Annotated in this window: 33 protein-coding genes and 1 pseudogene; 16 read left to right on the top strand and 18 right to left on the bottom strand. The window is 43.8% G+C overall.

Annotated features, from left to right (window positions below):
- The first annotated feature begins 786 nt into the window (after window positions 1-786).
- Entirely contained in the window at window positions 787-1,869 is a 1,083-nt protein-coding gene (locus tag F6K46_RS11690) for a Gfo/Idh/MocA family oxidoreductase (RefSeq protein ID WP_293055785.1), read from the top strand.
- Window positions 1,870-1,887: 18 nt separating this feature from the next.
- Window positions 1,888-2,217 carry a cupin domain-containing protein gene (locus F6K46_RS11685; protein WP_293055788.1) on the top strand — a complete coding sequence of 110 codons (330 nt, stop codon included), beginning with the start codon at window positions 1,888-1,890 and terminating at the stop codon, window positions 2,215-2,217.
- 221 nt (window positions 2,218-2,438) lie between these two features.
- Here the strand turns inward: F6K46_RS11685 and F6K46_RS11680 are convergent.
- Window positions 2,439-2,573: pseudogene (locus F6K46_RS11680) on the bottom strand (DNA-binding protein); the annotation flags it as partial.
- Window positions 2,574-2,745: 172 nt separating this feature from the next.
- Between F6K46_RS11680 and F6K46_RS11675 the strand changes: the two are divergent.
- Window positions 2,746-3,354 carry a hypothetical protein gene (locus F6K46_RS11675; protein WP_293055791.1) on the top strand — a complete coding sequence of 203 codons (609 nt, stop codon included), beginning with the start codon at window positions 2,746-2,748 and terminating at the stop codon, window positions 3,352-3,354.
- A 433-nt stretch (window positions 3,355-3,787) separates the two neighbouring features.
- Here F6K46_RS11675 and F6K46_RS11670 read toward each other — a convergent pair whose 3' ends face one another.
- The 5 genes from F6K46_RS11670 to truB all read right to left on the bottom strand — a co-directional run bounded on the left by F6K46_RS11670 (window position 3,788) and on the right by truB (window position 7,905).
- Window positions 3,788-4,150, bottom strand: coding sequence for a hypothetical protein (locus tag F6K46_RS11670; protein WP_293117034.1), 363 nt, complete (start codon window positions 4,148-4,150; stop codon window positions 3,788-3,790).
- A gap of 608 nt (window positions 4,151-4,758) precedes the next feature.
- Window positions 4,759-5,220, bottom strand: a complete 462-nt coding sequence (locus tag F6K46_RS11665) for a DUF1499 domain-containing protein (protein ID WP_366510697.1) — start codon at window positions 5,218-5,220, stop codon at window positions 4,759-4,761.
- Window positions 5,221-5,360: 140 nt separating this feature from the next.
- The gene (dcm, locus tag F6K46_RS11660) at window positions 5,361-6,602 is read right to left on the bottom strand and encodes a DNA (cytosine-5-)-methyltransferase (RefSeq protein WP_293055916.1); all 1,242 of its coding nucleotides are present in this window, start codon (window positions 6,600-6,602) and stop codon (window positions 5,361-5,363) included.
- The gene (locus F6K46_RS11655; protein WP_293055799.1) at window positions 6,589-6,744 is read right to left on the bottom strand and encodes a hypothetical protein; all 156 of its coding nucleotides are present in this window, start codon (window positions 6,742-6,744) and stop codon (window positions 6,589-6,591) included. Before F6K46_RS11655 ends, dcm begins: the two co-directional genes overlap by 14 nt.
- Window positions 6,745-6,996: 252 nt before the next feature.
- Window positions 6,997-7,905 carry a tRNA pseudouridine(55) synthase TruB gene (gene truB / locus F6K46_RS11650; RefSeq protein ID WP_293055802.1) on the bottom strand — a complete coding sequence of 303 codons (909 nt, stop codon included), beginning with the start codon at window positions 7,903-7,905 and terminating at the stop codon, window positions 6,997-6,999.
- On the opposite strand from truB, the gene F6K46_RS11645 reads away from it, so the two are divergent.
- Together F6K46_RS11645 and F6K46_RS11640 are read left to right on the top strand one after the other, a co-directional pair.
- Window positions 7,863-8,066 (top strand): hypothetical protein, encoded by a 204-nt coding sequence (locus F6K46_RS11645; RefSeq protein ID WP_293055805.1) that lies wholly within the window; start codon window positions 7,863-7,865, stop codon window positions 8,064-8,066. The genes truB and F6K46_RS11645 overlap by 43 nt on opposite strands.
- Before the next feature lie 40 nt (window positions 8,067-8,106).
- Window positions 8,107-8,268, top strand: coding sequence for a hypothetical protein (locus tag F6K46_RS11640; RefSeq protein ID WP_293055808.1), 162 nt, complete (start codon window positions 8,107-8,109; stop codon window positions 8,266-8,268).
- On the opposite strand, the gene F6K46_RS11635 is transcribed toward F6K46_RS11640, so the two are convergent.
- Window positions 8,269-9,096 carry a nuclear transport factor 2 family protein gene (locus F6K46_RS11635; protein WP_293055811.1) on the bottom strand — a complete coding sequence of 276 codons (828 nt, stop codon included), beginning with the start codon at window positions 9,094-9,096 and terminating at the stop codon, window positions 8,269-8,271.
- Between the two features lie 337 nt (window positions 9,097-9,433).
- Between F6K46_RS11635 and murG the strand changes: the two genes are divergently transcribed.
- The 4 genes from murG (at window position 9,434) to F6K46_RS11615 (ending at window position 12,024) form a co-directional block, all read left to right on the top strand.
- A complete protein-coding gene (gene murG, locus F6K46_RS11630; protein WP_293055814.1) occupies window positions 9,434-10,531 on the top strand; it encodes an undecaprenyldiphospho-muramoylpentapeptide beta-N-acetylglucosaminyltransferase in 1,098 nt (365 codons plus the stop codon).
- 238 nt (window positions 10,532-10,769) lie between these two features.
- The gene (locus tag F6K46_RS11625; protein ID WP_293055817.1) at window positions 10,770-10,925 is read left to right on the top strand and encodes a hypothetical protein; all 156 of its coding nucleotides are present in this window, start codon (window positions 10,770-10,772) and stop codon (window positions 10,923-10,925) included.
- Window positions 10,922-11,647, top strand: coding sequence for a glutathione S-transferase family protein (locus F6K46_RS11620; RefSeq protein WP_293055820.1), 726 nt, complete (start codon window positions 10,922-10,924; stop codon window positions 11,645-11,647). Before F6K46_RS11625 ends, F6K46_RS11620 begins: the two co-directional genes overlap by 4 nt.
- A 38-nt stretch (window positions 11,648-11,685) precedes the next feature.
- Window positions 11,686-12,024, top strand: a complete 339-nt coding sequence (locus F6K46_RS11615) for a hypothetical protein (protein ID WP_293055823.1) — start codon at window positions 11,686-11,688, stop codon at window positions 12,022-12,024.
- Between the two features lies 1 nt (window position 12,025).
- Here the strand turns inward: F6K46_RS11615 and F6K46_RS11610 are convergent, their stop codons facing one another.
- On the bottom strand, window positions 12,026-12,184 hold the full coding sequence (locus F6K46_RS11610; protein ID WP_293055826.1) for an SDR family oxidoreductase: 159 nt from the start codon (window positions 12,182-12,184) through the stop codon (window positions 12,026-12,028).
- A 109-nt stretch (window positions 12,185-12,293) separates the two neighbouring features.
- On the opposite strand from F6K46_RS11610, the gene F6K46_RS11605 reads away from it, so the two are divergent.
- Window positions 12,294-12,761 carry a CBS domain-containing protein gene (locus tag F6K46_RS11605; RefSeq protein WP_293055829.1) on the top strand — a complete coding sequence of 156 codons (468 nt, stop codon included), beginning with the start codon at window positions 12,294-12,296 and terminating at the stop codon, window positions 12,759-12,761.
- Window positions 12,762-12,845: 84 nt separating this feature from the next.
- The gene (gene nblB, locus F6K46_RS11600) at window positions 12,846-13,508 is read left to right on the top strand and encodes a phycobilisome degradation protein NblB (RefSeq protein ID WP_293055833.1); all 663 of its coding nucleotides are present in this window, start codon (window positions 12,846-12,848) and stop codon (window positions 13,506-13,508) included.
- 70 nt (window positions 13,509-13,578) lie between these two features.
- Here nblB and F6K46_RS11595 read toward each other — a convergent pair whose 3' ends face one another.
- The 5 genes from F6K46_RS11595 to F6K46_RS11575 form a co-directional block, all read right to left on the bottom strand.
- A complete protein-coding gene (locus F6K46_RS11595) occupies window positions 13,579-14,337 on the bottom strand; it encodes a HEAT repeat domain-containing protein (RefSeq protein ID WP_293055836.1) in 759 nt (252 codons plus the stop codon).
- Window positions 14,338-14,382: 45 nt separating this feature from the next.
- Window positions 14,383-14,892, bottom strand: a complete 510-nt coding sequence (locus F6K46_RS11590; RefSeq protein ID WP_293055838.1) for a GNAT family N-acetyltransferase — start codon at window positions 14,890-14,892, stop codon at window positions 14,383-14,385.
- Window positions 14,885-15,088 carry a hypothetical protein gene (locus F6K46_RS11585; protein ID WP_293019706.1) on the bottom strand — a complete coding sequence of 68 codons (204 nt, stop codon included), beginning with the start codon at window positions 15,086-15,088 and terminating at the stop codon, window positions 14,885-14,887. The genes F6K46_RS11590 and F6K46_RS11585 overlap by 8 nt, the downstream gene beginning before the upstream one ends.
- 349 nt (window positions 15,089-15,437) lie before the next feature.
- The gene (locus tag F6K46_RS11580) at window positions 15,438-16,304 is read right to left on the bottom strand and encodes a DUF1350 family protein (protein ID WP_075896768.1); all 867 of its coding nucleotides are present in this window, start codon (window positions 16,302-16,304) and stop codon (window positions 15,438-15,440) included.
- Between the two features lie 595 nt (window positions 16,305-16,899).
- Window positions 16,900-17,622, bottom strand: coding sequence for a hypothetical protein (locus F6K46_RS11575; RefSeq protein WP_293055844.1), 723 nt, complete (start codon window positions 17,620-17,622; stop codon window positions 16,900-16,902).
- Window positions 17,623-18,115: 493 nt separating this feature from the next.
- Here F6K46_RS11575 and F6K46_RS11570 point away from each other — a divergent pair, with 493 nt between their 5' ends.
- The gene (locus tag F6K46_RS11570) at window positions 18,116-18,271 is read left to right on the top strand and encodes a hypothetical protein (RefSeq protein ID WP_158517497.1); all 156 of its coding nucleotides are present in this window, start codon (window positions 18,116-18,118) and stop codon (window positions 18,269-18,271) included.
- 316 nt (window positions 18,272-18,587) lie between these two features.
- Here the strand turns inward: F6K46_RS11570 and F6K46_RS11565 are convergent, their stop codons facing one another.
- Window positions 18,588-18,728: a hypothetical protein gene (locus F6K46_RS11565; RefSeq protein WP_293055853.1), complete on the bottom strand. Its 141-nt coding sequence runs from the start codon at window positions 18,726-18,728 to the stop codon at window positions 18,588-18,590.
- Window positions 18,729-19,306: 578 nt separating this feature from the next.
- Between F6K46_RS11565 and F6K46_RS11560 the strand changes: the two genes are divergently transcribed.
- The 3 genes from F6K46_RS11560 (at window position 19,307) to F6K46_RS11550 (ending at window position 21,835) form a co-directional block, all read left to right on the top strand.
- Window positions 19,307-19,813: a hypothetical protein gene (locus F6K46_RS11560; protein ID WP_293055858.1), complete on the top strand. Its 507-nt coding sequence runs from the start codon at window positions 19,307-19,309 to the stop codon at window positions 19,811-19,813.
- A 422-nt stretch (window positions 19,814-20,235) separates the two neighbouring features.
- Complete coding sequence (locus tag F6K46_RS11555) at window positions 20,236-21,348, top strand: M4 family metallopeptidase (RefSeq protein WP_293055861.1); 1,113 nt, start codon at window positions 20,236-20,238, stop codon at window positions 21,346-21,348.
- A gap of 142 nt (window positions 21,349-21,490) precedes the next feature.
- Window positions 21,491-21,835 carry a protealysin inhibitor emfourin gene (locus tag F6K46_RS11550; RefSeq protein ID WP_293055864.1) on the top strand — a complete coding sequence of 115 codons (345 nt, stop codon included), beginning with the start codon at window positions 21,491-21,493 and terminating at the stop codon, window positions 21,833-21,835.
- 225 nt (window positions 21,836-22,060) lie between these two features.
- On the opposite strand, the gene F6K46_RS11545 is transcribed toward F6K46_RS11550, so the two are convergent.
- The gene (locus F6K46_RS11545; RefSeq protein WP_293055867.1) at window positions 22,061-22,183 is read right to left on the bottom strand and encodes a hypothetical protein; all 123 of its coding nucleotides are present in this window, start codon (window positions 22,181-22,183) and stop codon (window positions 22,061-22,063) included.
- A gap of 1 nt (window position 22,184) precedes the next feature.
- Window positions 22,185-24,080, bottom strand: coding sequence for an abortive infection protein (locus F6K46_RS11540; RefSeq protein ID WP_293055870.1), 1,896 nt, complete (start codon window positions 24,078-24,080; stop codon window positions 22,185-22,187).
- Window positions 24,081-24,160: 80 nt separating this feature from the next.
- Between F6K46_RS11540 and F6K46_RS11535 the strand changes: the two genes are divergently transcribed.
- Window positions 24,161-24,361 carry a hypothetical protein gene (locus F6K46_RS11535; RefSeq protein ID WP_293055873.1) on the top strand — a complete coding sequence of 67 codons (201 nt, stop codon included), beginning with the start codon at window positions 24,161-24,163 and terminating at the stop codon, window positions 24,359-24,361.
- On the opposite strand, the gene F6K46_RS11530 is transcribed toward F6K46_RS11535, so the two are convergent.
- Window positions 24,337-26,094 carry a sodium:solute symporter family protein gene (locus F6K46_RS11530; protein WP_293055876.1) on the bottom strand — a complete coding sequence of 586 codons (1,758 nt, stop codon included), beginning with the start codon at window positions 26,092-26,094 and terminating at the stop codon, window positions 24,337-24,339. The two genes, F6K46_RS11535 and F6K46_RS11530, sit on opposite strands and share 25 nt — an antisense overlap.
- 36 nt (window positions 26,095-26,130) lie before the next feature.
- A complete protein-coding gene (locus tag F6K46_RS11525) occupies window positions 26,131-26,298 on the bottom strand; it encodes a hypothetical protein (protein ID WP_293055879.1) in 168 nt (55 codons plus the stop codon).
- Window positions 26,299-26,379: the final 81 nt, after the last annotated feature.

Raw genomic sequence — 26,379 nt, 5'->3', positions numbered from 1 at the left:
GCTGAAATGACCTTGACAATACTCTGGCAGTGGATGTCCTATAGCTTCTAAAAACAATCCTAATAACGCTCTTTAGCTATGCCGTTGGTAGGCACTCGGCATCAATCCGAGTAGGGTGTACACGCTCGCTTTGGGCGTGGGCAAGAATTGAAACCAAAGTTCAAGCTATCTATTGTTTGCAGGCCCTTTTCTGTGATCTATGCCTACTGCTTGGCAAGTGGTTCATTTGTACTATTTAAAGAGGTGACCCCCTCAGCCTATTGACAGATTGATTGAGAGTAATGTATAATTCCATTGAAAAAAAATAATAAAATTATACATTGGAAAAAAAATAATAAAATTGTACATTACTTGACAAATGTTCGAGAAACTTACCCCCTAAATGATCGGACTACCTATTCCGAGGAAGACACGGTAAAGGGTAAATTACCTCAGATGCCGCCAGCAGGATCCTCAGAAAAGAATGTAAGCGGGTGGGCATATAAGGAGTCAGCATCGACAGTTTCCCCAGGACAGAACTCATCGAACTAAGCAACGCGGGAATTCCCTTACGGGCAATCCAGGAAATATCCGAACATCAGAGTATGAATTGCTACCAGAAGTCAGTGAAGCGCTGATTTATACCGCCATGATCAGACTTGGGTTAGGTCATATTGATGATTCTTAATAATTACTTTATAAACGACAGGGTAAACGCCAGAAAAAATGGCTCATATTAATTTTTTTTTGGGATTTTTTGTTGACAAATCAGCTCTTATCTAAAAAGTAGACTACATTACTTTACAAATGTTTGAAAAACTTAGTTGTGTCCGTGTAGGTGATGGGCATGTAGCCAGCTTACATGAAAAAATATTCCGCGATCTTGAGATAGAGACTGTGGGGATTATTGATCCCGATCCGGTTAAACAAAAAGAGGCAGCAAAAAGAGGAATAAAGGTATGTTGTTTTGACCAAGCGGCAGAACTAAAGCCTTTTTTTTGGGATATTTGTTGCCCAACCAAATATCACGTTGAAACAATTAAAACTATTGTAGAAATTGACAATAGCGCCAACATAATTGTCGAAAAACCGATTTGTGAATCTGGCGAAATCAAAACCTTGATTGATTTGCTTAATAGATTTTCGGGAAAGCTGATTGTCAACGAAAATTATCTATCATCATCGGTAACAGAGAAGATTAAACAAGTAATTTTATGTATGGAGCTTAGCCCAAATCGAGTTGTATCTGAAATGACAAAAAATAGAATTAATGACTTTATTAATGGTCGCTTTTTGGATAATCATTTTTATGCTTTTGGATATGAAGGTTCACATATAGTGACCAATGTTATGGCTCTGGGAGACGAATATCTACCGGAAAAAATTGGGAATATGTTTTATGGCGATCTATGTATTGATCTCAACGGCAAAAAGCAGTATCTGCCCAAGCAGGCGATGGTAGAAAAACACTATAGGGCGGTGAATAAAGCCGACGTTGTGCTATATACTTCTATGGAGGGAAATATAAAATACTTTTTTCCAGGATACTCTCAGCAGCACTTCTGGAAAGCTCCTGAAGATACCCATACCCGCTACCGTGTATTGGCTGTAGAAGATCATAGCAAAGGTATAACCGTAGCTGGATTCTACGAGCCTATTCTTGGTCACAACCGAAGAGAAGGGCGTGTAGTAGTTTTAAAAAATGGTATTATCAAAACAATTATCTCCCCTATTTTTGATGATACAATGAGTAAATCTTTGAAAAAGGCTATAGAATATTTTCAGGAAAAACGAGATAATCCTTGTTCGGCAATAGTAGCGATGGACATTGTGATTTTTTTAAATTTATGGTATAAAAAAAACAATACAACAATGATCGGTTTAAATTAGAACGGAGGTCTATATAGAATGATAGTTTCTAGTGATAGCATTCCTCAAAAAAGAGGACACTGTGGCACGATTAAAATACTCATATCTCAAGAACCGGCTACAATTAAACATCTTTGTGTAGATAAGCCCCAAAAGCATTATCACAAAAAAATCACAGAGTATTATTATGTACTTGATGGCTCAGGACATATCTCCCTTGATGACGATATACAGCCGATAAAAAAAGGCGACCTAATTAAAATCGAACCAGGAGTTAAGCACCAAGCCATTGAAGGTAAATCTCCCTTGGAACTTCTGGTAATTGAAGTGCCTCCTGCCATAGGAGACTTTCATATAGTGAACGAATAGTGCCGATGAGTGTGGCTCCTTTGCGATCGCTAATATAACCTGAGTTCGGGATAAGAACAGGGTAAACGCATCTTGTTGGGTAACCGGGGGTAGTTCTCAATAAACCAGAGCTTATTGCACTTATTGACATTTATTTTTTCACATATAGTGTTTAGTTAATTTTAAAAACACTATATATAGGAATCAGCCAATTAGATGCGTTTACCCTGCTTCCCCCCCCCTCAACTACTAGCCGGAAAACTACCACCAATAAATTGAATATCACTGAAGGTTTCAATCCACAAACGAGCCCCACAATGCAGTGGATTATCCGGCTGATACACAATCTTACACGAACCAAGAATTTCAACTTCATTGGTTGATTATTATAACCTATAGCCCTGCATCCCTTAAAACCCTCTTTAATTTTGCCTCTTGCCTCTTGCCTATTGCTAGCATGCCTATTGCTAGCATGCCTATTGCTAGCATGCCTATTGCCTTAAAATTATAAGCAATATCGCTCAACCAAATTCATCAACAAACTAACCCTTGAATACTCCTAGTCACGCCATTATTAACCTTGCTGTTTTGAATCACCAGACTCAACCTCAGGCAGCTTTACCCATTACAATTGGTGCTATCTTACCCGATTTACCAATTTTTATTCTTTACATCTGGGCAAAATTAATTCGTCGTCAATCTGAGTACCAAATTTGGTCACAAACCTACGAATTACCCTTTTGGCAGAACCTTGTTGCTACCTTTCATTCCCTTCCCCTAGCCTTGTGTGGAGTAATCATCAGCCATTACTGGGGATGGCAACTTTGGGAAATTCTATGTTTAAGTATGATCCTGCACTCCTTATTAGATTTACCAGTTCACAACGATGATGCTCACCGGCACTTTTTTCCTGTTAGTAACTATCGTTTTATTAGTCCTTTCTCTTACTGGGACCCCAAGCATCATGGTTATACCGTATCCACAGTGGAAAAATTGTTGGTGTTAGTAGCAACAATTGTTAGTTTCCCTATGATTGAGTCTTGGATAGGTAAAAGCTTACTAATTGTTGTGAATGTGTTGTACCTGATCGCATTTTTATATTTAGTGAAGTCCAAAGTTCTAGGTTTTAGGGAGCAGGGAGTAGGGAGTAGGGAGTAGGGAGTAGGGAGTAGGGAGTAGGGAGTAGGGAGTAGGGAGTAGGGAGTAGGAATGTCTTCTCCTCATTAACCTATAGCAATTGTGTTGATCATCACATCGTAAAACATGGAACTATAGCGTTTCTCTTAGCTATTAGGTACACATTATTTTTTACCTATTACCTATTACCTATTACCTATTACCGGCTTCCTGCTCCCTGCTCCGAACGCGCCCCGCGTGGCCCACGGCCTCAGTCCCTGCTCCCTAAAAACCAGAAATTTGTACCTCACAAGTCGTAGAATTGCTATATCCATCAATTAGTAGTTAATCTACCAAAAAAATATATCCCACATTCCTCAGGAAATGAAGAATGTGGGTTCAGATTCAAACGGTAAGCAATAGCCTACCCTAGGGAATCAAAATTCCACTAATGCCTAGTGCCTAAGGCCTAGTGCTAATTAAACGATGTGATGTACAACTTGCCAGTATTCTTGTCGATTACAATACTTTCTAAATCTGCACCAGCAGGAGCAGTAGAAGCATCAGGAAGTTCAGTGATCTGAATGGTAATTGGATTCTTTGAAGTAGAGTATATTTTCAGAGGGCGATTCTTAGTATCGATATTATTGATATTGCCGTATGCTCCTATAATCATGTACTTTGTAGCATTTTCAGTTACACCGAATTCAACACGTGGTCCTGTAGTTCCAGAGTCAGAAAATCGTGCCTGATATCCAGCATTGGCTGGGGATGCAGCACCAAGCAAGGTAAAACATACCAACAACAACGAAACCACAAGATATGCAAACTTTTTCATGATAATTTTCTCCATTTTTTTAATGGGGTACCTAACAGTAATTATTACCAATTCGGCTTCACCCAAAACTATATTTTGGGATATATCCAGAAATAGTTTTCGGAGTATCAGATGCCAGCACTGGTTAGATAATTAACCGCCAGAACCAAACTATCAAAGCCTAGAGAGTATGTCAAGCTAATAATAAATTAACTATTAGTTAACTAAACTTGAAAATTTAGTTATTTTAAATAGTTTATGTAGGGTGGGCAGTGCTTGAAACAGATAACATAAGCAAGTCAATCCCGTTGCTAGGCACTGCCCAGCAACGGGATAGTAATAAGTAATAATTAAAGTGAATCATTAACCATTACAAAAAAAATTAGGAATGATTAATCTTAGCAGTATAACTGTTGCCCAAGTAGGTGAAACTTAAGCATTAAGCTATCAGGTATCAGCCATCAGCTTATGCGCTACGCGCACGCTGCGCGAACAGTTATCAGCCATCAGCTTTCAGCTTATGCGCTACGCGCACGCTGCGCGAACAGCTTTTGAATAAAATAAGCTGACGGCTGACGGCTGACGGCTGACGGCTGACGGCTGACAGCTGACGGCTGATAGCTTACAAATTAGCTCAATTTCGCTCGAATTATTTCCACCCGTTTCCGATTAACTCCCAAATCAGATTTTCCTAAACGGGAGGCGGAGCGAACATGGATTACCTTAGCACTGTCATCCAACAAAAACTCTACATCATCCACAAATCCCATTAAAGGAGTAGTGAATTGTGCGTAGAGATAGTTGTCTTTCTCTTCAATAACTTGTGTTCGTTCTAGGTTTTCAATCACAGTTTTAAGCTTAGCAATTGCTTCAGTAGGGGTTGAGTTGTAAGCTAAAGGTTGAATACCATGCTCGGCATCTTGGCTATAGCTGCTGACACAGTTAGGGGTATTTGGGCAAGGTGCTAATTGCCCTGAGGACTGAATCCCAATATTGGTAGGTTGTTTTCCTGGAAATTTCATCAACGATTCTCCTGAAAGGGCAAAGGTAGCTCCTATGGCAACAATAGCGACTAATACTAAAGATATCAATACTATTAGTATTAGTCTCAACGGTGATAGTTTTTGGGTTTGTACAGTCATACTGTAGTCATATCTCTAGTATTATTAATATCATATTTGGTTGACTAATTATCAAAAAAATTGAGGTTAGTAAGGGCAGAAGCCAAAGTTCAACACGTCTGCATCGTTTCTGGGTCGAATTCCCCTTGCAACATCGCAATCAGACATCGTCCAATGTGGTAAGCTAAATTAACAGGGACGGCATTGCCGATTTGTCTGTACTTTGATGATAGAGAACCGGTAAATTCCCAATCATCAGGGAAGCTCTGAATACGTGCATATTCCCTAACTGTCAAGGGTCGTGTTTCTTCAGGATGACACCGCTCGGTCTGTTTTTGAGCTGGGTTACAGGTGAGAGTAAGGGAAGGTTCTTCCCAAGAAAGCCGCCTAGCCATACCGGTTTTGCCGCCACCGAGATAGAAACTCTTTTTCATATACTCTTTCTGAAGCTCTATTGGTAAGTCTCGCCAATAACCTCCTGGTGGGATTAACTGCATAATTTCTCTCTTGCGGCGAGGATATTGTGCTCCTATTGATTTAGGGCAATCTTTGAGCACTTCCCTCAGAGAAATAGTGTAGTCCTTTTCCTTAGGAAATATTGCGTTTAGGTCTAAGTCTCTTCTAAGCGCAATGATAATTACCCTCTCTCGCTTTTGTGGCACATCTAGAAACTGCGCTCTGAGCAACTTATAGGCAGGGTTGTAGCCTAAATCCTCTAAAGTTCGCAGCATAGTGGATAAGGTTCTGCCTTGGTCATGGTGGATCAGACCTCTAACGTTTTCAACTAGTGCTATTTTGGGCTGTACTTCCTTGACACACCGTGCAAACTCAAAAAAGAGCGTCCCTCTAGTATCGTCAAAACCTTTACCCAGACCGGCATAGCTGAAAGCTTGGCAGGGCACCCCACCAGCCACAATTTCTACATTGTCTTTGTATTCGGTAAAATCAACATTGGCTATATCCTCAGGTATGATTGTCCAGGAAGGTCTATTCAGCTTCAGAGTGTTTACGCAGTCTTTATCAATCTCCACTAACAGCTTGGTGGTTAAGCCAGCGTTCTCAAAGCCCAGTGCCATGCCTCCACACCCAGCAAATAACTCAATGACTCTGAAGCTAGTGGGTTTGCTCTTTAGAACACGAAACTCAACCCCAGTAACTAGGCCTTGATACTTCCTTTGAATTCGTTTTAATTCTTCTATGTCAAAAAAGCGGTAGTTTCGTTCAGACCGCTTTGCTCTGAGCAGCTTTTTCTTTTCCCACCGACGTATGGTATCGGAGGAGACACCCAAGATTTGAGCAGCTTCCTGAACCGTGACTAGGTCTTGAACAGTGCCCGATTTACTTTTTGCCATTTTTATTTGAAGGGAGTAGGGAGTAGGGAGTAGGGAGTAGGGAGTAGGGAGTAGGGAATCGGGAATCGGGAATCGGGAGTAGGGAATAGGGAACAGGGAACAGGGAGCAGGGAGCAGGGAGTAGGGAACAGGGAACAAACATTATCTCAATTGATTTAGGATTGCTATAAATAATGATTTTTAGTTAGTTTGTGGCTTAAAAAATAATTTGATTTTTGTTTATTATAACCTCAATTATAACTCAATATTACTGACTTTAATCTTGTCAATATTAGAATAGTTTGTTATGTCTAACTCAGCTTAGATAAGTCCTGTTCAATTCAATAAACTATAGGTATCATAAATCAATTGTGATAATTTTTGTTTCCTGCTCCCTACTCCCTCTGCTATAGCATCAAACAAAAACCATTTGAGGAGCTAACAAAACCCCAGAGCTTGAGGAAATAACTTTACCAATACCCAAAAAACTGCCATCTTCGTGGTACACTTGCACAGGACTTGTGGAGGTTTCAAGGGTAGAGACTTTAACTAGAGTATCATCCCCAGAGATACGCTGTCCTAAACACCAGCGACGGGCTTGATCAGCGGACAAGGTGACAGAGGGTAAGTGCCCCAAAGCTACACTAGGGGACACTGGCTGGAATAGGCTTTTTTCCAGCTGTTGGGTCAATTCTTCTAATCTCAGACTATCGGCTAAATCAAAACCACTGCTGCGAGTACGAGTCAGAGCGGCCAGCACACCACCGGTTTCGAGGGCATCTCCCAAATCCCGGGCTATGGAGCGAATATAGGTGCCAGGGCCGCATGCGATCGCTAAATCAATTTCCGGAAATTCCCCGCCACGCCAATCCAAAACCTCGATCTTCTCAACCTCTACCGTTCGTTCTGGTACCTCTACCACTTCACCAGCTCTGGCTAAATCATAGAGCCGTTTACCCTTGATATGAATAGCGCTATACATTGGTGGCACTTGCTGAATGGTGCCCTCGAACTGTTTCAAGAAACCCTTGACCAACTCCAGAGTCAACCCGGCTGCAGACTGAGTAGCAATCACCTCTCCTTCCAAATCATCAGTAGTTGTCCTCACTCCCAGTCTCACGGTAGCCTTGTAGGCTTTATCCTGCTGCATATACTGCAACAGTCGGGTTGCCTTACCCAGAGCTATCGGTAAAACCCCCGTAGCAGCTGGGTCAAGGGTCCCTCCATGGCCTACTCGCTTCAGCCGTAGCAGACGCCGCACTTTAGCAACGCAATCGTGGGATGTCCAACCTGCTGGTTTGTTTAAGTTTAGAAATCCTTGCACCAAGTTTAAAATTTATCTGTAAAGGTAGGGAATCGGGAATCGGGAATCGGGAATCGGGAGTAGGGAGTAGGGAATCGGGAATCGGGAATCGGGAATCGGGAATCGGGAATCGGGAATCGGGAATCGGGAATCGGGAATCGGGAATCGGGAATCGGGAATAGTAATAAGATTTGATTCTATCTTGATTTTGATACTCTCTTGATGCAGTCCCTCATGACGAGCAGGGCTGTTTCATTTTCCTACTCCCGACTCCCTACTCCCGACTCCCGACTCCCGACTCCCTACTCCCGACTCCCTACTCCCGATTCCCTACTCCCTACTCCCTACTCCCTACTCCCTACTCCCTACTCCCTTCAAACCTAATCACTCAACCACATGTAACCGTCGAGTAATCATAATCATGCCATCCCCCCGAATTAATATCGCTGAAATCCAGCGGTCTTCTGGTAACAGTGGGGCTCGGCCAACCTTAAAAATTCCCCCGGCAGCCAAAGATTCCAGGTCAATATCAGTGGGATTAGTATAGCGCTGTGGGCTGACGGATTCTTCTATAGCTACTCCCAGCAGCAAATCATCTCCAAGGGGTTCGGTGACAATGGCATCAAAATTAAATCGCTGACCAATACGGACTTGTTCTGGTAACTTCACCGTTACATTAGGAGGATTGGCTCCTGATGTGATTTGCGATCGCTCTGCCAAAATTTTTGAATAGACAATTTTTTGGTTTTCAAAGCGCTGACGCGATCGCAAAGTCGATTCAAATTTGGTCTTAGTAGCATCCTGTTCGTTACTAGTAATATAAGTCACTGTTTCTGCCACAATTGCGTTGCCCTCTTGCTGCCAATCCGTCAGTTCCGTGCGGTAATTCAACACAGGGTAGCGCTGCCACAATTGAACCAACGCTTCTCCCATCAAATCCCGACTTAAGCCATCGGAGTTAGCAAAATTAGCGCTATAGAATTCCAGCAACCCTTCAACATCCTTGCTATTAGCGAAGCGATCAATTTGGCTGAGGGTATCTTTAAGCTGAGGCGGTGCCGTTTCCGGACTATCTGCTTCGGCTTTCAGAGGAGAGCCGAGGGTCAACCCTGCCGTTAATAGTACAAATACTGACCAGTCCCAAGACATAGACTTGACTTTAGTAGTAAAAGACTGGGATAGTCGTTGCAGTAAGGTTGCTGGATTGGTCATTGGTAATCGTTAACTGGTAACTGGTAACTGGTAACTGGTAATTCTGGTAACTAGTAACTAGTAATTAGTAATTGATAATTGGTGATTGGAGAAAGGTAATCCTTTGGAGTCAGCCCACTAACCAATCAACCATCAACGTTTCACCAATGATACCAAATCTGGTTTGCTAGCCTATGTCTAGTCCAATCCCATCCAGGATTGTTTCCCTACTCCCTACTCCCTACTCCCTACTCCCTACTCCATTCCCCCCTTAATAAGGGGGGTTAGGGGGGATCCAGACTCCCATTAACCCAACACATAAAGTCCCTCACCCAATTGATCAAGGAGACCGATAGCCGTGTCTAAGTCACCCATTCGATTGCTGATTGCCGCTAGTGGTACGGGGGGACACATATTTCCCGCCCTCGCAGTAGCCCAACACTTACCCAATTACACTATCGAGTGGCTAGGTGTTCCTGACCGCATTGAAAATGAGTTGCTACCACCAGGCTACCCCCTGCACACCATTGCCGTAGAAGGCTTTCAACAACGCTTTGGTCTCGGTACTCTGCGCATCGTTACCGGCCTGGTCAGTTCAATTTGGCAAGTGCGGCAACTGCTGAAAGAGGGTAAATTTGATGGTGTATTCACCACTGGGGGTTACATTGCTGGACCTGCAATTATGGCAGCACGGTTGCAGGGTCTACCTACTATTATACATGAATCTAACGCTATTCCCGGAAAAGTAACCCGGTGGCTGAGTCCCTTTTGCAATACCGTAGCCCTAGGGTTTGAAGCCGCCTCCAAGTACCTACCCCGGATTAAAACTGTAACCGTTGGTACACCAGTGCGCGATAGTTTTCAACTGACTCAGGCACTGGAACTCCCGATTCCACCAGAGGTACCCTTGATTGTGGTGGTTGGGGGTTCCCAAGGAGCAGTGGCAGTGAATAAACTAGTGCGCCAATGTGCTCCCGTCTGGTTTGAAGCTGGTGCTTGGATTGTTCATTTAACTGGAGAAAAAGACCCAGAGGCTAACACTCTTAGCCATCCTCAGTACCTGTCTATGCCCTTTTATGACCAGATGGCACCATTACTGCAACGGGCAAACTTAGCCATTAGCCGTGCTGGTGCCGGAACCTTAACGGAGCTAGCGATAACTGAAACACCAGCCATTCTGATTCCCTACCCTTATGCAGCGGAAGACCATCAAGCTTTCAATGCAGCTAGCTTTAAGGATTCTGGTGCTGCTTTCGTATTTCGTCAAGAGCAGTTGACTCAGGAAATTTTAGAACAGGAGGTGCTGGCTTTACTAAAGTCACCAACTAGGTTAGAAGATATGAAACACAAAGCAGCTAGTCTTGCGATTAGAGATAGTGGAAAGCGTTTAGCCTCTCTAGTTCGTGAGTTAGTTGAAAAATCAAAGATTAAGTATGGGAAAGGGAGTAGGGAGTAGGGAGCAGGGAGCAGAGAAGAGGAAAGAGAAAAATTATGTGTATCTCATTAGGTTAAAAAGTGCTTTATTTTATTTTATATAATAAAAATTGCTCAAACCGAGTAATATAAATAAAATAATTGCAAAAAAAACAAAAAATTACTGTAGACTATATTAGAGGTTTTGATTCGATAATGACTAGATTAATTTAATAAATTATTATCATTTTACCATTCATTATATAGCGTTTTTCGTAGCTATGAGGTACACATTATTTTTCACCTCTTCCCTCTTCCCTGCTCCCTGCTCCCTGCTCCCTGCTCCCTGCTCCATAAAAACCAGAAATTTGTACCTCAAAAGTCGTATAATTGCTATAATAGTTATTGGTAATATCGAACCAAATTTACTTTTATGATTACTTTGTATAAGGCACCACCTTTCTGGGGATTACCGAGCATTAGTCCACCCTGTATGAAATTGGAAACTTGGCTGCGTATAGCTAATATTGCTTACGATATCGAGATTCCTAAGGACTTTGCTAAAGCTCCCAAAGGCAAAGTTCCGTTTATAGACTATGAAGGAAAACTGATCGGAGACTCCACCCTAATTATCGAGATGCTTAAGGAAAAAGAGGGCATAGATCCTGACCGCGATTTGACCTCAACCGAAAAAGCAATATCCTTAGCTTTTCGGCGGATGCTGAAAGAAAATACGTATTGGGGAGAGGTTTATATTAGTATGAACATTGAAGAAAACTGGCAAGTATACAAACAAGCATTAACGAATCTCTATTTTGATGGAAGCTCGACACCAGAATCGGAACAGTTTTTCCAACAGGTGCGAAAGTCCATTTCTAATCAGATTTATGAACAGGGAATGGGTCGTCACTCCGAGAAGGAAATTTGTCAAATTATTAATGCTGATTTTCAAGCCCTGTCTGATTATTTAGCAGATAAACCATTTTTTATGGGGGATAAACCGACCACTTTAGATGCAACGGCTTATGGTTATATTGGAAACATGATTTTACCTCCTTTCAAGAGTATGATTATTGATCGCGTATCTCAATTCAAAAATCTCTGTCAATATTGTGAACGGATGAAACAGGAGTTTTTTCCAGATTATTTGCCTTCTTAATCCAGAAAATTTTCTAGGAGATGTGGTAATTGCCTTAAATGTCAAGTAATCACAATAGCGATGTAAGCTATCAGCTATCAGCTATCAGCGGTCAGCGATTAGCGCTACGCGCATATACTTACATAGCGATCGCGCCCCGCGTGACCTACGGTCAATCGCTTTTAGCGTGGCCTTTGGGCCAAGGTCAATCGCATTTTCAATTTACGGGTCGCACCTGTGGAATGGGCAATAAGCATGAAACTGGCATCTTGCGTAGAACTGGCATCTTGCCAGTTTCAATATATTTTCGGGCGGGCAGGATACCCACTCTACTCCTATTCAGCGCGAAGATTCAGCAAGGCAAGAAAAACGGTTGCTTTAGCAATATCTGCTGGTGAATCAAAATCTTTCTTCTGGGATGAGGCGATTATTGACCTGCTTAGCAACGGATTGCAGTTGTTCTGGTGTTAAACCAACATCTGACCAGAGGGGTGTTTCGATTGGCCCTGGGGCAATAGAATTAACGCGGAGCTTTTGGGGAGCGAGTTGAATGGTCAAAGCTTAATGAACAATAAAGTTTTCAGACTGCTGTCACCTTCTAGACTAAGCCAGTGGGAGAATAAAGTTATCACCTGCTAAACCATTCAAAACTTTTACAAACCCAACTATGGCCAAAACTGTTGCTGAAGTTATGACCCGCGAGCCGATCGTGGTGCAGCCCCAAACACCGATCAAGGAAGTCATCAAAATTATTGCTGAACAAAGCATCAGTGGCTTGCCAGTGGTTAACGAAGCAGGCAAATTGGTAGGAGTGATTTCAGAAGCTGACTTGCTGTGGCAGGAGACAGGAGTAGAACCGCCAGTCTATATCATGTTTCTCGACAGCGTGATTTACTTAGAAAATCCTGCCCGTTATGACCAAGAACTCCATAAAGCACTCGGACAAACCGCTGGGGAAGTAATGACTGGTCATCCCATGAGCATCAAACCGGATAAACCCTTACGGAAAGCGGCTAAGTTGATGCAGGAAAAATCAATCCACCATTTACCAGTAACAGATGAGGCAGAGCAAGTGATTGGAATTCTGACCTCTGGGGATATTGTCCGCGCCATGGCAGCTGAGTTAAAGAATTAAGGGAACTGTCTATGACAAACAGTGTTCACGGTGAACAACTAACATGGTAAGTTGAGTTTTGGCTAGATATTGAGCAATTTACCCATGAGCGTTACTCGTGAATCTGTCCAAGAGCTGCTGAATTCATCGGATTTTGGCCACCGCATTAGTGGATTAAACCAACTACGCCAGCTGGAACCATCGGTGGCATTTGAGCTAATTATACCCTTGGTTAACGATAACAATGTTCGGATACGATATGGGGCAGTGAGCCAGCTCCATACCTTAGGTCATCAGGATTTAACCGTATCTTTGACCCTATTACGCGATCGCCTTTTGAATGATCCAGAACCAGATGTTCAGGCAGCAGCAGCAGATTCCTTGAGTGCCTTGAAGCTCACCGAAGCCTATGATGATTTAGAGCAAACCTATAACCAAACCACTGAGTGGATCATTAAATTTAGTATTATTGCTGCCTTAGGGGAACTAGGTGAACCCCGTTCATTTCAACTTTTAGAAGAGGCTCTCAAATCCGATACCAGTTTAATCCAAACAGCCGCCATTAGTTCCTTAGGAGAATTGGGAGACCCCCGGGCTGTGCCTCTGCTGATTCCCTTTGCCACTAATTCCGACTGGCAAATTCGTTACCGGTTAGTACAAGCACTGATTAATCTGGGAGGAGAAGAAGCTAGGGCAGCCCTAGAAACATTAGCGAATGACAGTGTTGAGCAGGTGGCTAGTGTAGCGCAAGATGCCTTAAAAGCATAAGGCTTGAACAGGGAGGGAGAAGAGTGTGGGCAAAGGCCCAGGGCTATACCAAGCCCATTTACAAAAACCTTTACAAAAACCCTTCCATGTCAATCATTTCAATCATCTGAAGTCCACGGGGGTCTCCCACTTTCAAGAGGGCAGCTTTGGCGTCTTCTTGTACCCCTAGGTCTTGATCATCAGCAATTGCTTCAATTAAAGCATCAATAGCACCAGCGTAAACCGCATTGGAGGGCAATTCCCGACACAGTTGCCCGATAGACCAAGCACAATTACTGCGCACTGCTGCTACTGGGTCTTTCCTTAAAGCAGTAATCAAGGGCGGAATCGATGCGATTACTTCTTCATAATCTAACTCTGCCATTTGCGCCAGAGCACTAGCTGCCCACAAACGCACTGCAGGAATATCCGTTTTGAGGGAATCAATTAGAGAAGCTAAAGCACGGCGATCGCGACAGTTCCCCAATGCCCAAACAACCCCTTTACGGACATAACCGTTCCAATCAACGGTTAGCTGGTCAATCAAGGGCTTTACTGCCGTGGGACTGGGATTGTGCCCGAGACCATAGGCAGCACTTACCCGTACCAAAGGACAAACATCATTTAACAGGTTAATCAGATGGGGAATTGCCCGCTCATCTTGCAACTCACAAAAGGCACGAGCTGCTAGCATCCGTTGTTGGCTTTCCGGTGCCGTTAACAGAGCCAGCATTTCCTCTGGATCAGGTTTGGAAGCTTCTAACTCATCTTCAATCGGCTCTATGTCATCTAAAGGGCTTTCTAGTAAAGCCGTATTATCCAATAAACTCAGATCATCATCGTCATACATGCCTGATAACCTACCTTATCTTGCCTGATTCTACCAGAGTCTTCATTAGTATTTTCTGTGCAATGGTTTAACCATCCACAGAGATTGGGTGCGGAAACCCAGTCGCTGGTAAAGGTTCAAAGCGACTTGATTCGATTGAAACACCTGTAGTCCAAGTTGGCGATCGCCTCTTGCCCTTGCCCTAGCTTCAGCGTGCTGCATCAGTGCTGAACCAATGCCTTGACGGCGGTGTGCTGGCATGACGTACAGTAAAAAGATATAGCCATAGCGATCGCCATTTGCCTGATCAACCCCATTGCCCATCCACAGACAACCCACTGGCAAAGGATGATTTACAATAGACCCTTTCCTAGAAACTTTCCGATCCGCTACTGTAACCCACCACAGGGGGGTTTCTCTGGAAAAGTACTGTTTAACAGTCTTCGCCAGGTGAGAAAAATCATTTTGTTCTGGGAAAAGCTCTTGGTAAGTGAACTCCATGAACTTCACCAAAATTGCCCGTTCTCGTACCGTTCCCAGTCGTAGCTGGTAGCCTGCTAACAATGGCTTACTCACCAATTTTCGCGAAATTTTGGTTAACAACCAGCTGAGCGAATACTGGTGCTTGAATGCTGGCAGCGTCAACTTCTTCAATCGGTGCAGGGGCTAGCATATCGTTCGGTAAAAAGATCCGAGAACTGACTGCCAATAGGGCAATTAAGAAGCCTAGTAGTGCCAGTAGGGGAGCAATGTACTGACGAAATATAGCCATGAATTTAATGGTTCGTTGATTTTAACAATTCTTTACTTTCTCCATCTTACTACAATGGCACAGCTTTTAGCGGTTGACGGTTAGAGGTTGGAGGTTATTTGGTTGAAGGTTGGAGGTTGGAGGTTATTTGGTTGAAGGTTGGAGGTTGGAGGTTGGAGGTTGGAGGTTGAAGGTTGGAGGTTGGAGGTTGCAGGTTGGAGGTTAGAGGTTAGAGGTTAGAGGTTAGAGGTTGTAGGTTGACCCCTTCCTCATCTCCTCATCTCCCCATCTCCCCATCTCCCCACACTTCCCACACTTCCGATACTCTTCCCCCTGTTCCCTATTCCCTGATCCGAAGTTCCCTGCTCCCTTAGACTCGATCAGCTAGTTTTGTGATAACTTGAATAACCGTATCCGCAAGTTGATCATTTCCCCGGAGCCAACCGAGGGGAGTCAAATGCTTACCAGGAAGTTTCTCATCAATGAGTGGAAAGGGATTATTTGGTAAATTCTGTTGTAGCCAACGTACCGTTCCAGCTTCTTGAGCAATCTTATCCTTACTGAAGCTAATTAAAGCAGTAAGATTAAATAAACGGCTATTTTTAATCAAGCAATAGGTTTGTTTGGGTTTGGGTAACACCCCGAAACCAAGTCTGTCTACTAAATCAGCGATGAATGGAACAGGAACTGCACTACGGGTACCACTAATAACAGGAGCCATTAATACAGAGGGTTGATTGATCAAAGAAATATCTTTTATCTCAGCGTTTTTGAGGCTATCTTCAATCTGCTTCTCTTGATCTTTACCCACACAATTTCCCAGAATTCCCTGAACTTTTTTGAACTCCAAATCACTTAAAAGCTCTAAAAGTGCGATATATTTTGTTCCTAGGCTGTGACCTAACCAAAAATAATTACTCCCTCTGGCAGAGGGGTCTTCTTCATAGATACTGTACTCATAGCCCAATTTTTTTGCTTCTTCAAAAATTCCATTGAATAGGGCTTTTTGTTCTTTGACCAAACCAATTGCTACAGGCCAATGGCGGAAGGTAAATCTAAACGGTCTGGCAACAACGGTATAACCTGATTCAAATAATCGCTTGGCGATATACCGGTAAAAAATTGTCGGAAAACTTCCGAAAAACGCACCACCAATCAATTGAACAACACCTATCGGCTTGGGATGGATAGCAACCCAAGCAAAGGGAATTGGTCTAAATTTAAATTCGGTATTCATGGCAGTAATATCTTTAAGGATAAGTAAGTTGCAGGTTACAGATTGAAGGTTGAAGGTTGAAAGTTACAGGTTGAAGGTTAGAGGTTGAAGGTTAGAGGTTAGAGGTTGAAAGTTACAGGTTGAAGGTTAGAGGTTGAAGGTTAGAGGTTAGAGGTTGAAGGTTACAGGTTAGAGGTTGAAGGTTACAGGTTGAAGGTTAGAGGTTGAAGGTTACAGGTTACAGGTTGAAGGTTACAGGTTGAAGGTTACAGGTTGAAGGTTACAGGTTGCAGGTTGCAGGTTACAGGTTGAAGGTTACAGGTTAGAGCTTAGAGGTTACAGCTTTCAGCTTTCAGGTTATTAAACCTTGAACCTTCAACATTCAACCCAACCTTGAACCTTCAACATTCAACCCAACCTTGAACCTTCAACATTCAACCCAACCTTGAACCTTCAACATTCAACCCAACCTTGAACCTTCAACATTCAACATTCAACCCAACATTCAACATTCAACATTCAACCCAACATTCAACCTTCAACATTCAACCCAACCTTCAACCTTAAACCTTCAACCCAACCTTCAACCTTAAACCTTCAACCCAACCTTCAACCTTCACCCTTCAACCCAACCTTCAACCTTCATTGTCTTTTCACTTGAGCCGAGTTGGGCACGGACAAACTGTGTCCGCCGCTCAGTTAACAGCAAACTCAGAGCCATGACGAATTCAGAGGCGCTACCGACGATGGTACCAACTCGAGAGATTGGTACAGCGTTGCCAATTAGGGCAACCAAGGTTCCCACAAATAGCCATGGCCATTTCAGCCTGACCCAGATGCCGATACCAATCAGCAGCACGAACAAATTGACCAAAATTGTTACAATTGGTGGACCACTCACTTCCGCCACTGTGTAGCGCAAGGTACCAGCAAAGGTGACTGGAACCAATTCTAGGCCAACAAAGTGGGTCGCCACTTCATACCCACCCAGTCCTAGGGCAAGCACCCAGGATAACACTCGTACAATTGTATTAGCCCAAACTGCTCCAGCCCGGTGAGCTAGCTCAACAGCAATTACAATAAATAGGGGCACCACTAAGAAGTGTAACAGGAAGCGTACCATACTCAGTGATTTCAGGAGATCTCCTTTACCAATCAGGCTCCCCATGGCCAAAACTAGATTGTCATAGCTAATGCTTGCTAGCACAATGGGCAGGACAATCATGGCCAGACTAGTTGAGCGACGCCACAAGCGAATCGCCCATGCCAGTAATACCCATTCCACCAAAGCAAGACTGAGATGGCCAAGGGGATAAATTTTTAACAAACTTTTAGTCATGATGTTCCATAAACTGAAACAATATCTAAGCTTGGTATCTAAGCTTGGTCTTGATAAGTGTTATGGCTGTTGAAAAACGTGACCAACCTATACAAGACCGGCTTATGGGTAAGAGTATTGATCGTCAAATAGCAATTACCCTTAGTTACCAGTTAATTGATTTAAATTCATTGTTGCAAGTTCCTGGATTGTTGACACTCCCCGCTCACTTTGTGACGGGGATTCCTAGATCTACGACCGGCCTTAAACCTCCGTGTCCAAATGGCAATATCTAAACCGAAATCCCGTCAAGACTAAGATTTTAGTTCAGTTCACGAAAGACCCAGCGGGCTAGTCTCCTTAGGCGTTTAGTTACTTTTTGAGAAGTGTCTTATAGAGTTCGTTGCTTCCCTGTTTCACCTGGTTTCGGCGTGCCCCGCCGTACCGTTGTTTTCTCAAAGTGTTTTTGCTGAGTTCACACACCAATTGTTAGTTGATGGTTGGGTTTTTAGCGATGCAGCGCGGTCTTGGGGGTTTCCCCCATGAGCGACTGCATCAAGAAAGGAGGATTTTCCCTGCCCTCCGGGCATTACTTCTTTTAGGTCAAGCAGTGGCGGGTTTCTCTCCCGGTTGCGCCTCGGTTTCTCAGCCTGTACCCATATCTAAATAATACTCTACGCGAGGTATTGTCAATCCTTTGTGGCAAAATTGTGTCTAGGCGACTAAAGTCGCAGCTAGCCTACATCCGGTGGTTTAAAAACGCGGGGTTTTGGCTTGTGGGAGTTCCCATAAATTTACGTTAATTAATAAATCGCAAGATATTGTAATCAAATCAGACCTCAGCATTCACGTCTTAGCTAAAATCAGATAATGCTGGATTAATAAAGAGACTCAGCCCTAATCGTTTTTTAAAATAGGGCACTTTTTCGTGACCCGGTTTGGAATATCTCAGTTATGTTACCCTTCATAACTAGCTGATAGCTGATTCATACTAAGTTGCGGTCAAAGGTACAACTTTCTCTTCCGCCAATCTCCCAATCTCCCCATCTCCCTATCTCCCAATCTCCCAATCTCCCCATCTCCCCATCTCCCCATCTCCCCATCTCCCCATCTCCCCATCTCCCCATCTCCCCATCTCCCCATCTCCCTATCCAACTAATCTACTCTCTTTGAATGCAACTCGGTATCACGGGGCTGAATGGTTACCATCAGATTACAGTCACGATTAGGGTCTTGAGGATTTTTCGGTCTCTTATTGTGTCAATTAAGATAAAATCCTTTAAAATTAGTAGGGTAAAATAAGTAGAGGCAAAAATGCTACCCTGACCAGCCTTGAGCTGGGGGGATTATTGCCTGTATATTTCATTAACTCTCTATCCTAAAGGGTACAGTGTTGGTGATAATGCAACTAATAAAAAAAAAATAGCAATAATACAAAGAGTAACTAACTCGATAATTTCAGATAACTTCAATTGAAGAACGATCTGGTTTTTAGCCCGTTAGTGGTTTGATTGCTAAGTTACACGTAAGCTAATGCGCTACGCGCACGCTACTTGAGGTGCTATCAGCTATCAGCTATCAGCTATCAGCTATCAGCTATCAGCGAACGGGTTACCGCTGACCGCTGACCACTGACTACTGACCACTGACGGCTGACGGCTTACGGCTTACTGCTTACAGTTACACAGACTTGGGGTGGTCAATCATGACGAAATTGAAAGGATTAGCTTTAGTCTCAGGGTTCATCAAACTGATTATCATTTGTAGTCTGATTCAACCGATGATCGTCGGTTGTACTCAACCAACAGAAAATGTGAGTAAGGCGGATTTAAATCAAGAGATTCAACCAACCGAAAATTTGGTTAAGGCGGATTTAAATCAAGAGATTAAACTCCATATCGATCAGATGGCATTAATGGAATCGAAAACGATGCAAGTTAAGGTTCTGGATATAGTGGAGGATTCCAGATGCCCAGCTGATGTAGTCTGTGTGCAACCAGGACAAGTCACCATTGCCTTCGAGGTTGTCAAGGAGAACTCAAAACCAGAGGAGGTTGAGTTAACCCTCAGAGCAGCCCAAGACAATTTAGCTGTTAAAAATTTTGATGGCTATTCCATGACATTAAAAAATGTTGAACCCTTGCCAATGACTAATCAGGAAAAAATAATACAATCCGACTATATTGTAACGATTGTTGTATCAAAAAGTTAAACCCTCGGAAATCTAACCTATAATGCTAATTTGGGTATCGATTTTTTCAATCGAGACACCACAGATAAAGGGGTTGCTCATTTGGGGGGATGATTGATGAAACTCTGAAACAGGGTGAAGAGACTGGAAGTAAGGCAAGATAAAACAGACTCAATCATCCTACCATTAAGCAATGCTATAAATCAGAAACTGTTTTGAGTTGACTTCGCTATGATTAAAAGTGGCTGGCAAGGCTTCCAAGGTGTTGCTTCTGGCAATAAAACTTGACAAAAAACCTGCCCTAGCAACGGCGATCATAGTAATAGCAAAAAGACTTAAATAATACTATGTCTACCAAGATAAACCATCACCACCATCACCACCATCACCACCATCACCACCATCACCACCACAACCCTTTGCACTGTATAGTTCCGGCGTATATGCTGCGGGAAGTTTCAGAACAGGGAAGCCCTATACAGCGAGAACGGGCATTGAGCGCCCTAGTGGAATCTGGTCAGTTCCGTGGAGTGCGCCAGGAATTAGCTGACTTCTCCACACGACCCAGTTCCCGAGAAGAAGGAGCAGCCAAACAACGGGTGATCTGCCATGCAGACTACCAAACTCGTTTACCTGGCCGTGAAGTCCGGGGGGAAGGAGACCCAGCCACAGGTGACACAGCAGTGGATGAAGCCTACGATGGTTCTGGAGCCACCTTTGATTTATATCGTGACATATACGAGCGGAACTCGATTGATGATCGCGGGATGGTGTTGACCTCAACGGTTCATTATGGGCGGGGTTTTGACAACGCCTTCTGGAATGGTCAACAGATGACCTATGGGGATGGGGATGAAGATTTGCCAGAAGAGGAGAGACTCTTCAATCGCTTTACCATCGCCATCGATATTATTGGCCATGAGCTGACCCATGGGGTGATCCAATATGAAGCGGGACTGGTTTATCGGAATCAACCAGGTGCTCTCAACGAACACTTCGCTGATGTATTCGGCATCCTAGTTAAGCAACGGACACTCAACCAAACTGCTAGTGAATCGGATTGGGTGATTGGAGCTGGTCTGTTTACTGAGAATGTCAATGCTACAGGCATTCGCTCCATGAAAGAACCAGGGAGTGCTTATAACGACCCCAGACTAGGTAAAGACCCTCAACCAGGTCATATGAGAGACATCTACACCGGGTCTCAAGATAATGGTGGGGTTCATATCAATTCTGGTATCCCCAACCGAGCCTTCTACATTGCTGCTCTGGACATTGGTGGATACGCTTGGGACAAGGCCGGTTGGATCTGGTATCTTACCTTGAGGGATAAGCTGGGTTCCACCTCAGATTTTGAGGATGCTGCCAGAGAGACATACAAGGTGGCAGGAGACCGATTTGGTGTTGGCAGCCTGGAACAAAAAGCTGTCCGTAAAGGTTGGGAAGAGGTAGGTGTTGAGATTATTGAACAGCCTCCGACCCCTCAACCCCCCGAACCCCCAGGATGCGCCGCAGGTGCGCCAGACTTTATCAGGTCTTTCTTCACCCCCTCTTAGGGAGTAGCCAAAACATAAAATACCAGTTCTTCCCTTGTAGGGTGGGCAGTGGCTGTTACCGATGCAGCCAGTTTGCGTTCCCGTAGCGTGGGCAAGGTTTTGCCCACCCTACCCATGGATTCTGTGCGTAAGTCCTGTCACTATGGTGCAAGATCTAAGAAGTAAAGACTATGGGGGTGTTATGAAAATATACTTTGAGCGTAGTGGCGGTTTTATGGGGATGAATATGGCAACTGAGGTTGATACTGAATCCCTATCGCCAGAAGAAGCTGATCAGTTGCAAGGTCTGCTGAATACTACTAGTTTTTTTGAGCTACCAGCACAGCTGATGTCATCAACACCAGGTGCCGATCAGTTTAGCTACAAACTGACAGTAGAAATCGCTGGACGGAAAAAAACTGTGGAAATTGGTGATACAGCAGTTCCTGAGATGCTGCAACCTTTGCTAAGACGCTTGACCACTATGGCACGGTCAAGGTCGAATTAAGAATTAAGAATTAAGAATTTAGAATTAAGAATTAAGAATTTAGAATTAAGAATTAAGAATTAAGAATTTAGAATTAAGTTAGAATTAAGAATTAAGTTAGAATTAAGAATTAAGAATTAAGAATTTAGAATTATCCATTCTCCATTCTTCATTATCCATTCTCCATTCTCCATTATTCATTATCCATTCTTCATTCTTCATTCTTCATTCTCCATTCTCCATTCTTCATTCTTCATTCTCCATTCTCCATTCTTCATTCTTCATTCTCCATTCTTCATTCTCCATTCTCCATTTTCCCTTCTTCATTCTCCATTCTTCATTCTTCATTCTCCATTCTTCATTCTTCATTCTAAAATAACGTAGTCGGAGCATAGGGGATAATATCGGGATCGAATCCTCCCACTTGATTAGTGCGGATAACCCAAAGTTTAGCGCCATGGTTTAACAAAAGACTAGCGATTTCGTCATGACCACGTCGTGGTAGTATAGTGCGCCAGCTAGTAAGTCCTCTAATGATCGGGATAATGGGATTGTCACTGGTAGCAACTCCCACCAAGGTTTCAGCATTTTCCTTCCAGTCACTACGAACAATTCCTAGGGGAGTCAGCTGTTTTTCTAGTGCTTGTCCCAACTCGGATAATTGTTGAAATCGCTGAGTTTGGGGGTCTGCTGGATGACTTTTCAACCACTCTTGAATGTCAGGATTGGCATTCACTTCATCTTCTATCTGTTGGATGGCTACATACAGCCCTTGATTGGAGTCTTGTACACAGGACTCTGCTGGTGAAACCAATGCTGCACCGTCACCATCCCCGGTGCGGTAGCGAGCCATCATTACTTGTAACTGATGCTTAAATTCGTCCAAGGGTGATAGTTTAATATCACCAAACTCGTAGTCTTGGGTGACTGCATCCAACTTAACAATCACATCAGAAACAGGTCGATCGCCTAACCAACCCCGCTGCAAATTTCCCATATAGTTCGGCCATTTGATTGACCCTGAAACAATGCCATCGGGGTTACTAGCATAAACTTGATCGTACTCTATATCAAAGCGTAATTCATCGCTTAATGGGTCACGCACTACATGAGCAATACCATAGGCAAAGTGACCGCTTACCATATTAAAAAGGGCACGTTCATCTTTTTTCTTACCACCAATTCCCCCAAAAAGATGGATGACAATTCCCCGGTCTCCCTCCTGCCAACGGGATATCGCCGCCTCTGGTTGTTCAGCTAAAGGATCCAGCAGAACTGTCTTGGCAGTACTTTTTTGCTGTTCGGTATTTTCCCAATTTTTTTCCTTAATGTAAGTTACGCCTTCCTCAACTCCCAAAATTACTTGATCTGGCTCTAGCATCATCAAAGCCCTAGGTTCAATCCCTTGGGTAACAAAAATGCCGTCAGGATCCTGAGCACCATAAATATACCAACCAGCGCTATTTAGAGGAGAGTCTTCAATCTGGGAATTGGTAGATCTAGGGATGCCATCTCGGTCAGCCACCACTTGAGGAATACGAATAATTTCTTGAGGTCCATCAAATTGTTTTGAATCTTTATTAAAGTGAGATACTTCAAAGCGATCGCTTTCTTGAGCCTCCCGTTTAATAATGGTAACCAAGCCATAGAAGCGACCGGTAATTTGCACTGGGTCTTCGGCAATAGTCAAAGATGTCCTTGTTTCTGACTCAGTCACAACTGGATTTTTTACCATGACAATCACATTATCGTCAGGTCTGGCTGCAGCTAAAGATTCCAGGGGACCTACTTGATTGAGATTATTTAATCGAACCGGATGGATAGTGCCGCCTGTGATGCTATCTATCGTGGCTTGATTAAAATTAATATCTGTGGTAACTCGCTTCACATAGTCTTGGATCCCTGGAGCATCCTTACTCCATCCTAAGGTTACAATTTGTCCTACCAAATGCTGATACTCAGGAGCAGTATGGTAGACTTCAAAGAGTACCAAATCATCCGTTGTTCGTTCATCCTTTGGCGGCTGGATCAGTCGTCCTATCCACTCACTAACGGGTTGATAAAGACTTGATGATAGGGTCTGATTGATGGGATAATAGCTAGGTTGATTGATCTGAGCGTTACGACAAAGTTCGTAGTTAGATGGTTTCGGTTCGGTAAGTTTTTTCTGGACTTGAGAGTAGATAAAAAATGCCACCCCGATTACTAAAATTAGGATAACCAGGAGGATTACTAAAGGGTTTTGGAGATTAACAATTTTTAACATAGTTTTAAAATGAGATGCCAAACTATGGTTTTTTTTAAAAGGGAGTAGGGAATCGGGAGTCGGGAATCGGGGTAATAAAATTGACTGTACCTGATAATTATGACAACCGCTTTAATAGTATAGTCGTTGCAATTACCTATCTCCAAACTTCCCATAATTTCCGATCTTTCCCAGATTTAGCACACTTCCCTCTCTTCCCCTATTCCCTATTCCCAGATCCGCTGTTCCCTATTCCCTGTTCCCTACTCCCTACTCCCTACTCCCTACTCCCTTTAATTTGACGCAGCCACATCCATCCTAGAACGGCTATTACCAGAGAAACCCAACCGGTCAAGGGCTTTAGCAACAAAAATCCTCCAATAGCTAACATTGCTCCAAACATTAGCAATATTGATGCGAGCACCCGTTTTAGATCGTGTTCCAAATCCTGGATTGGAGCTAAACCGGTGCGAAGCTGCTGACGTTTCCAGCCAGGACCGGCTGGACGCACCCGTCGATAAAATTCATCTAAGGTGGTATCAGATTCTGGTGGCGTGAGTAACATTACCACTATCCACAAAACACCAGTAATGCCAGCAGTTACCAGCAGACGCCAACCAAAGTCAGGAATCTGAATAACTGGCACGACACTAGTACCAAACCCGACAACAAAACCAGCAACCATGGCGGTTAGTTCCGCAGCAGCATTAATCCGCCACCAGAACCAACGTAACATTAACACTAATCCGGGTCCCGTACCAATGGCAATTACTAATCGGAACACCGTGGCAACGTCTGTGGCAAAGAAGGCGGCAATGGCTCCTAAAACGGTGACCAGCACTGAAGCAATCCGCCCCACAAAGACCAGTTCTGATTCTGAGGCTTGGGGATGAACAAAGCGCAAATAGAGGTCATTAGTGAGATAGGAGGCTCCCCAGTTAATGGAGGTAGAGACGGTACTCATAAATGCAGCAATCAGGGAGGTTACCACTATCCCAAGCATCCCTCCTGGCAGAAAATCTAGCATCAGTTTGGGATACCCCAATTCCCGGTCTGCCAAATCTGGATAGATTACCATTGCGGCTAGGGCAACTAATATCCAGGGCCAGGTCCGGATTACATAGTGAAAGATATTGAATAGCCAAGCCGCTTTCTCGGCATCTGCTTCATTTTTGGATGCGGCCAGGCGCTGGACAAATTCACCACCGCCATCACTGCGACGCCATGCCCACCATTGTAGGAACACATAGGCAGAAAATGTGCTAGCACTGATGCCAGCAGTTTCACTCCAACTAATGCCTCCGGAACCAACTGTGAGGGGAAAAAAGGCTAGTACATCCTGTTGGGTTACTTGTTGCACTTTTGGGATTAGTTGATGAATACCACCGACATGGTTAATGGCAACCACAGCAACTATCATTGCTCCGAGTAGGGCAAAAAAGAATTGGAAGAAATCTGTAGCTACTACGCCCCACAGTCCAGCAAAGCCAGCGTAGACTAAGACTAGAACACTGACTCCTAATACACTCCAGAGTTTTACACTACTGGCTTCGGGCGCAATCCCAAGGCTTTGCCAAATTTCTAGAGCACCTACGACTTTCACCATGGCTAACATGGCATAGCCAATGGCAATACAGTTGATTGGTACAGCAAACAGAAAGGCTTTGGTTCCCCGTAATAGGGCGGCTATCGACCCACCATAACGGATTTCGGTGAGTTCGGCATCAGTCACAATTTCTGAACGTCGCCACATCCGGGCAAAGATGTAAATCATGATTAGATGGGATATGCCAAAACTCCACCATTCCCAGTTGCCAGCAATGCCTCGATTGCCCACTACTCCGGCAATGTAGAGGGGGGTATCTATGGAAAACGTAGTGGCAGCCATACTGGTCCCTGCTAACCACCAGGGGAGCGATCGCCCCGAAACAAAGAAATCCACAAGACTGCCGGAAGCCTTGCGAGAGAGGTATAGTCCTAAGCCGAGGGACAAGACTAAGTAGACTAGGACAATCAGCCAATCAACGAGTTGCATAAATTCCGGTTGCTGCTCACGGATTGAGATATCATATCAGATTCGGATTTGGGGCGGGTCGGGAATCGGGAATCGGGAATCGGGAATCGGGAATCGGGAATCGGGAATCCGGAGTCGGGAATCGGGAATCGGGAATCGGGAATCGGGAATCCGGAGTCGGGAAAAGAAGGCTCTAAAATAGCACAGGATTTTCGGTAGAGCCAAAAAAATCGAGGCTTATGTACTTTTAGCTACAAAAGACTTGGAAGCATCAGCCCTAACCTAACTACATCAACATATATATAT

This window comes from Moorena sp. SIO3E8, assembly GCF_010692445.1.
GTDB classification, from domain to species: domain Bacteria; phylum Cyanobacteriota; class Cyanobacteriia; order Cyanobacteriales; family Coleofasciculaceae; genus Moorena; species Moorena bouillonii.
Note: the sequence above shows the minus strand (reverse complement) of the source record. Positions and strands in the feature narration are given on the sequence as shown.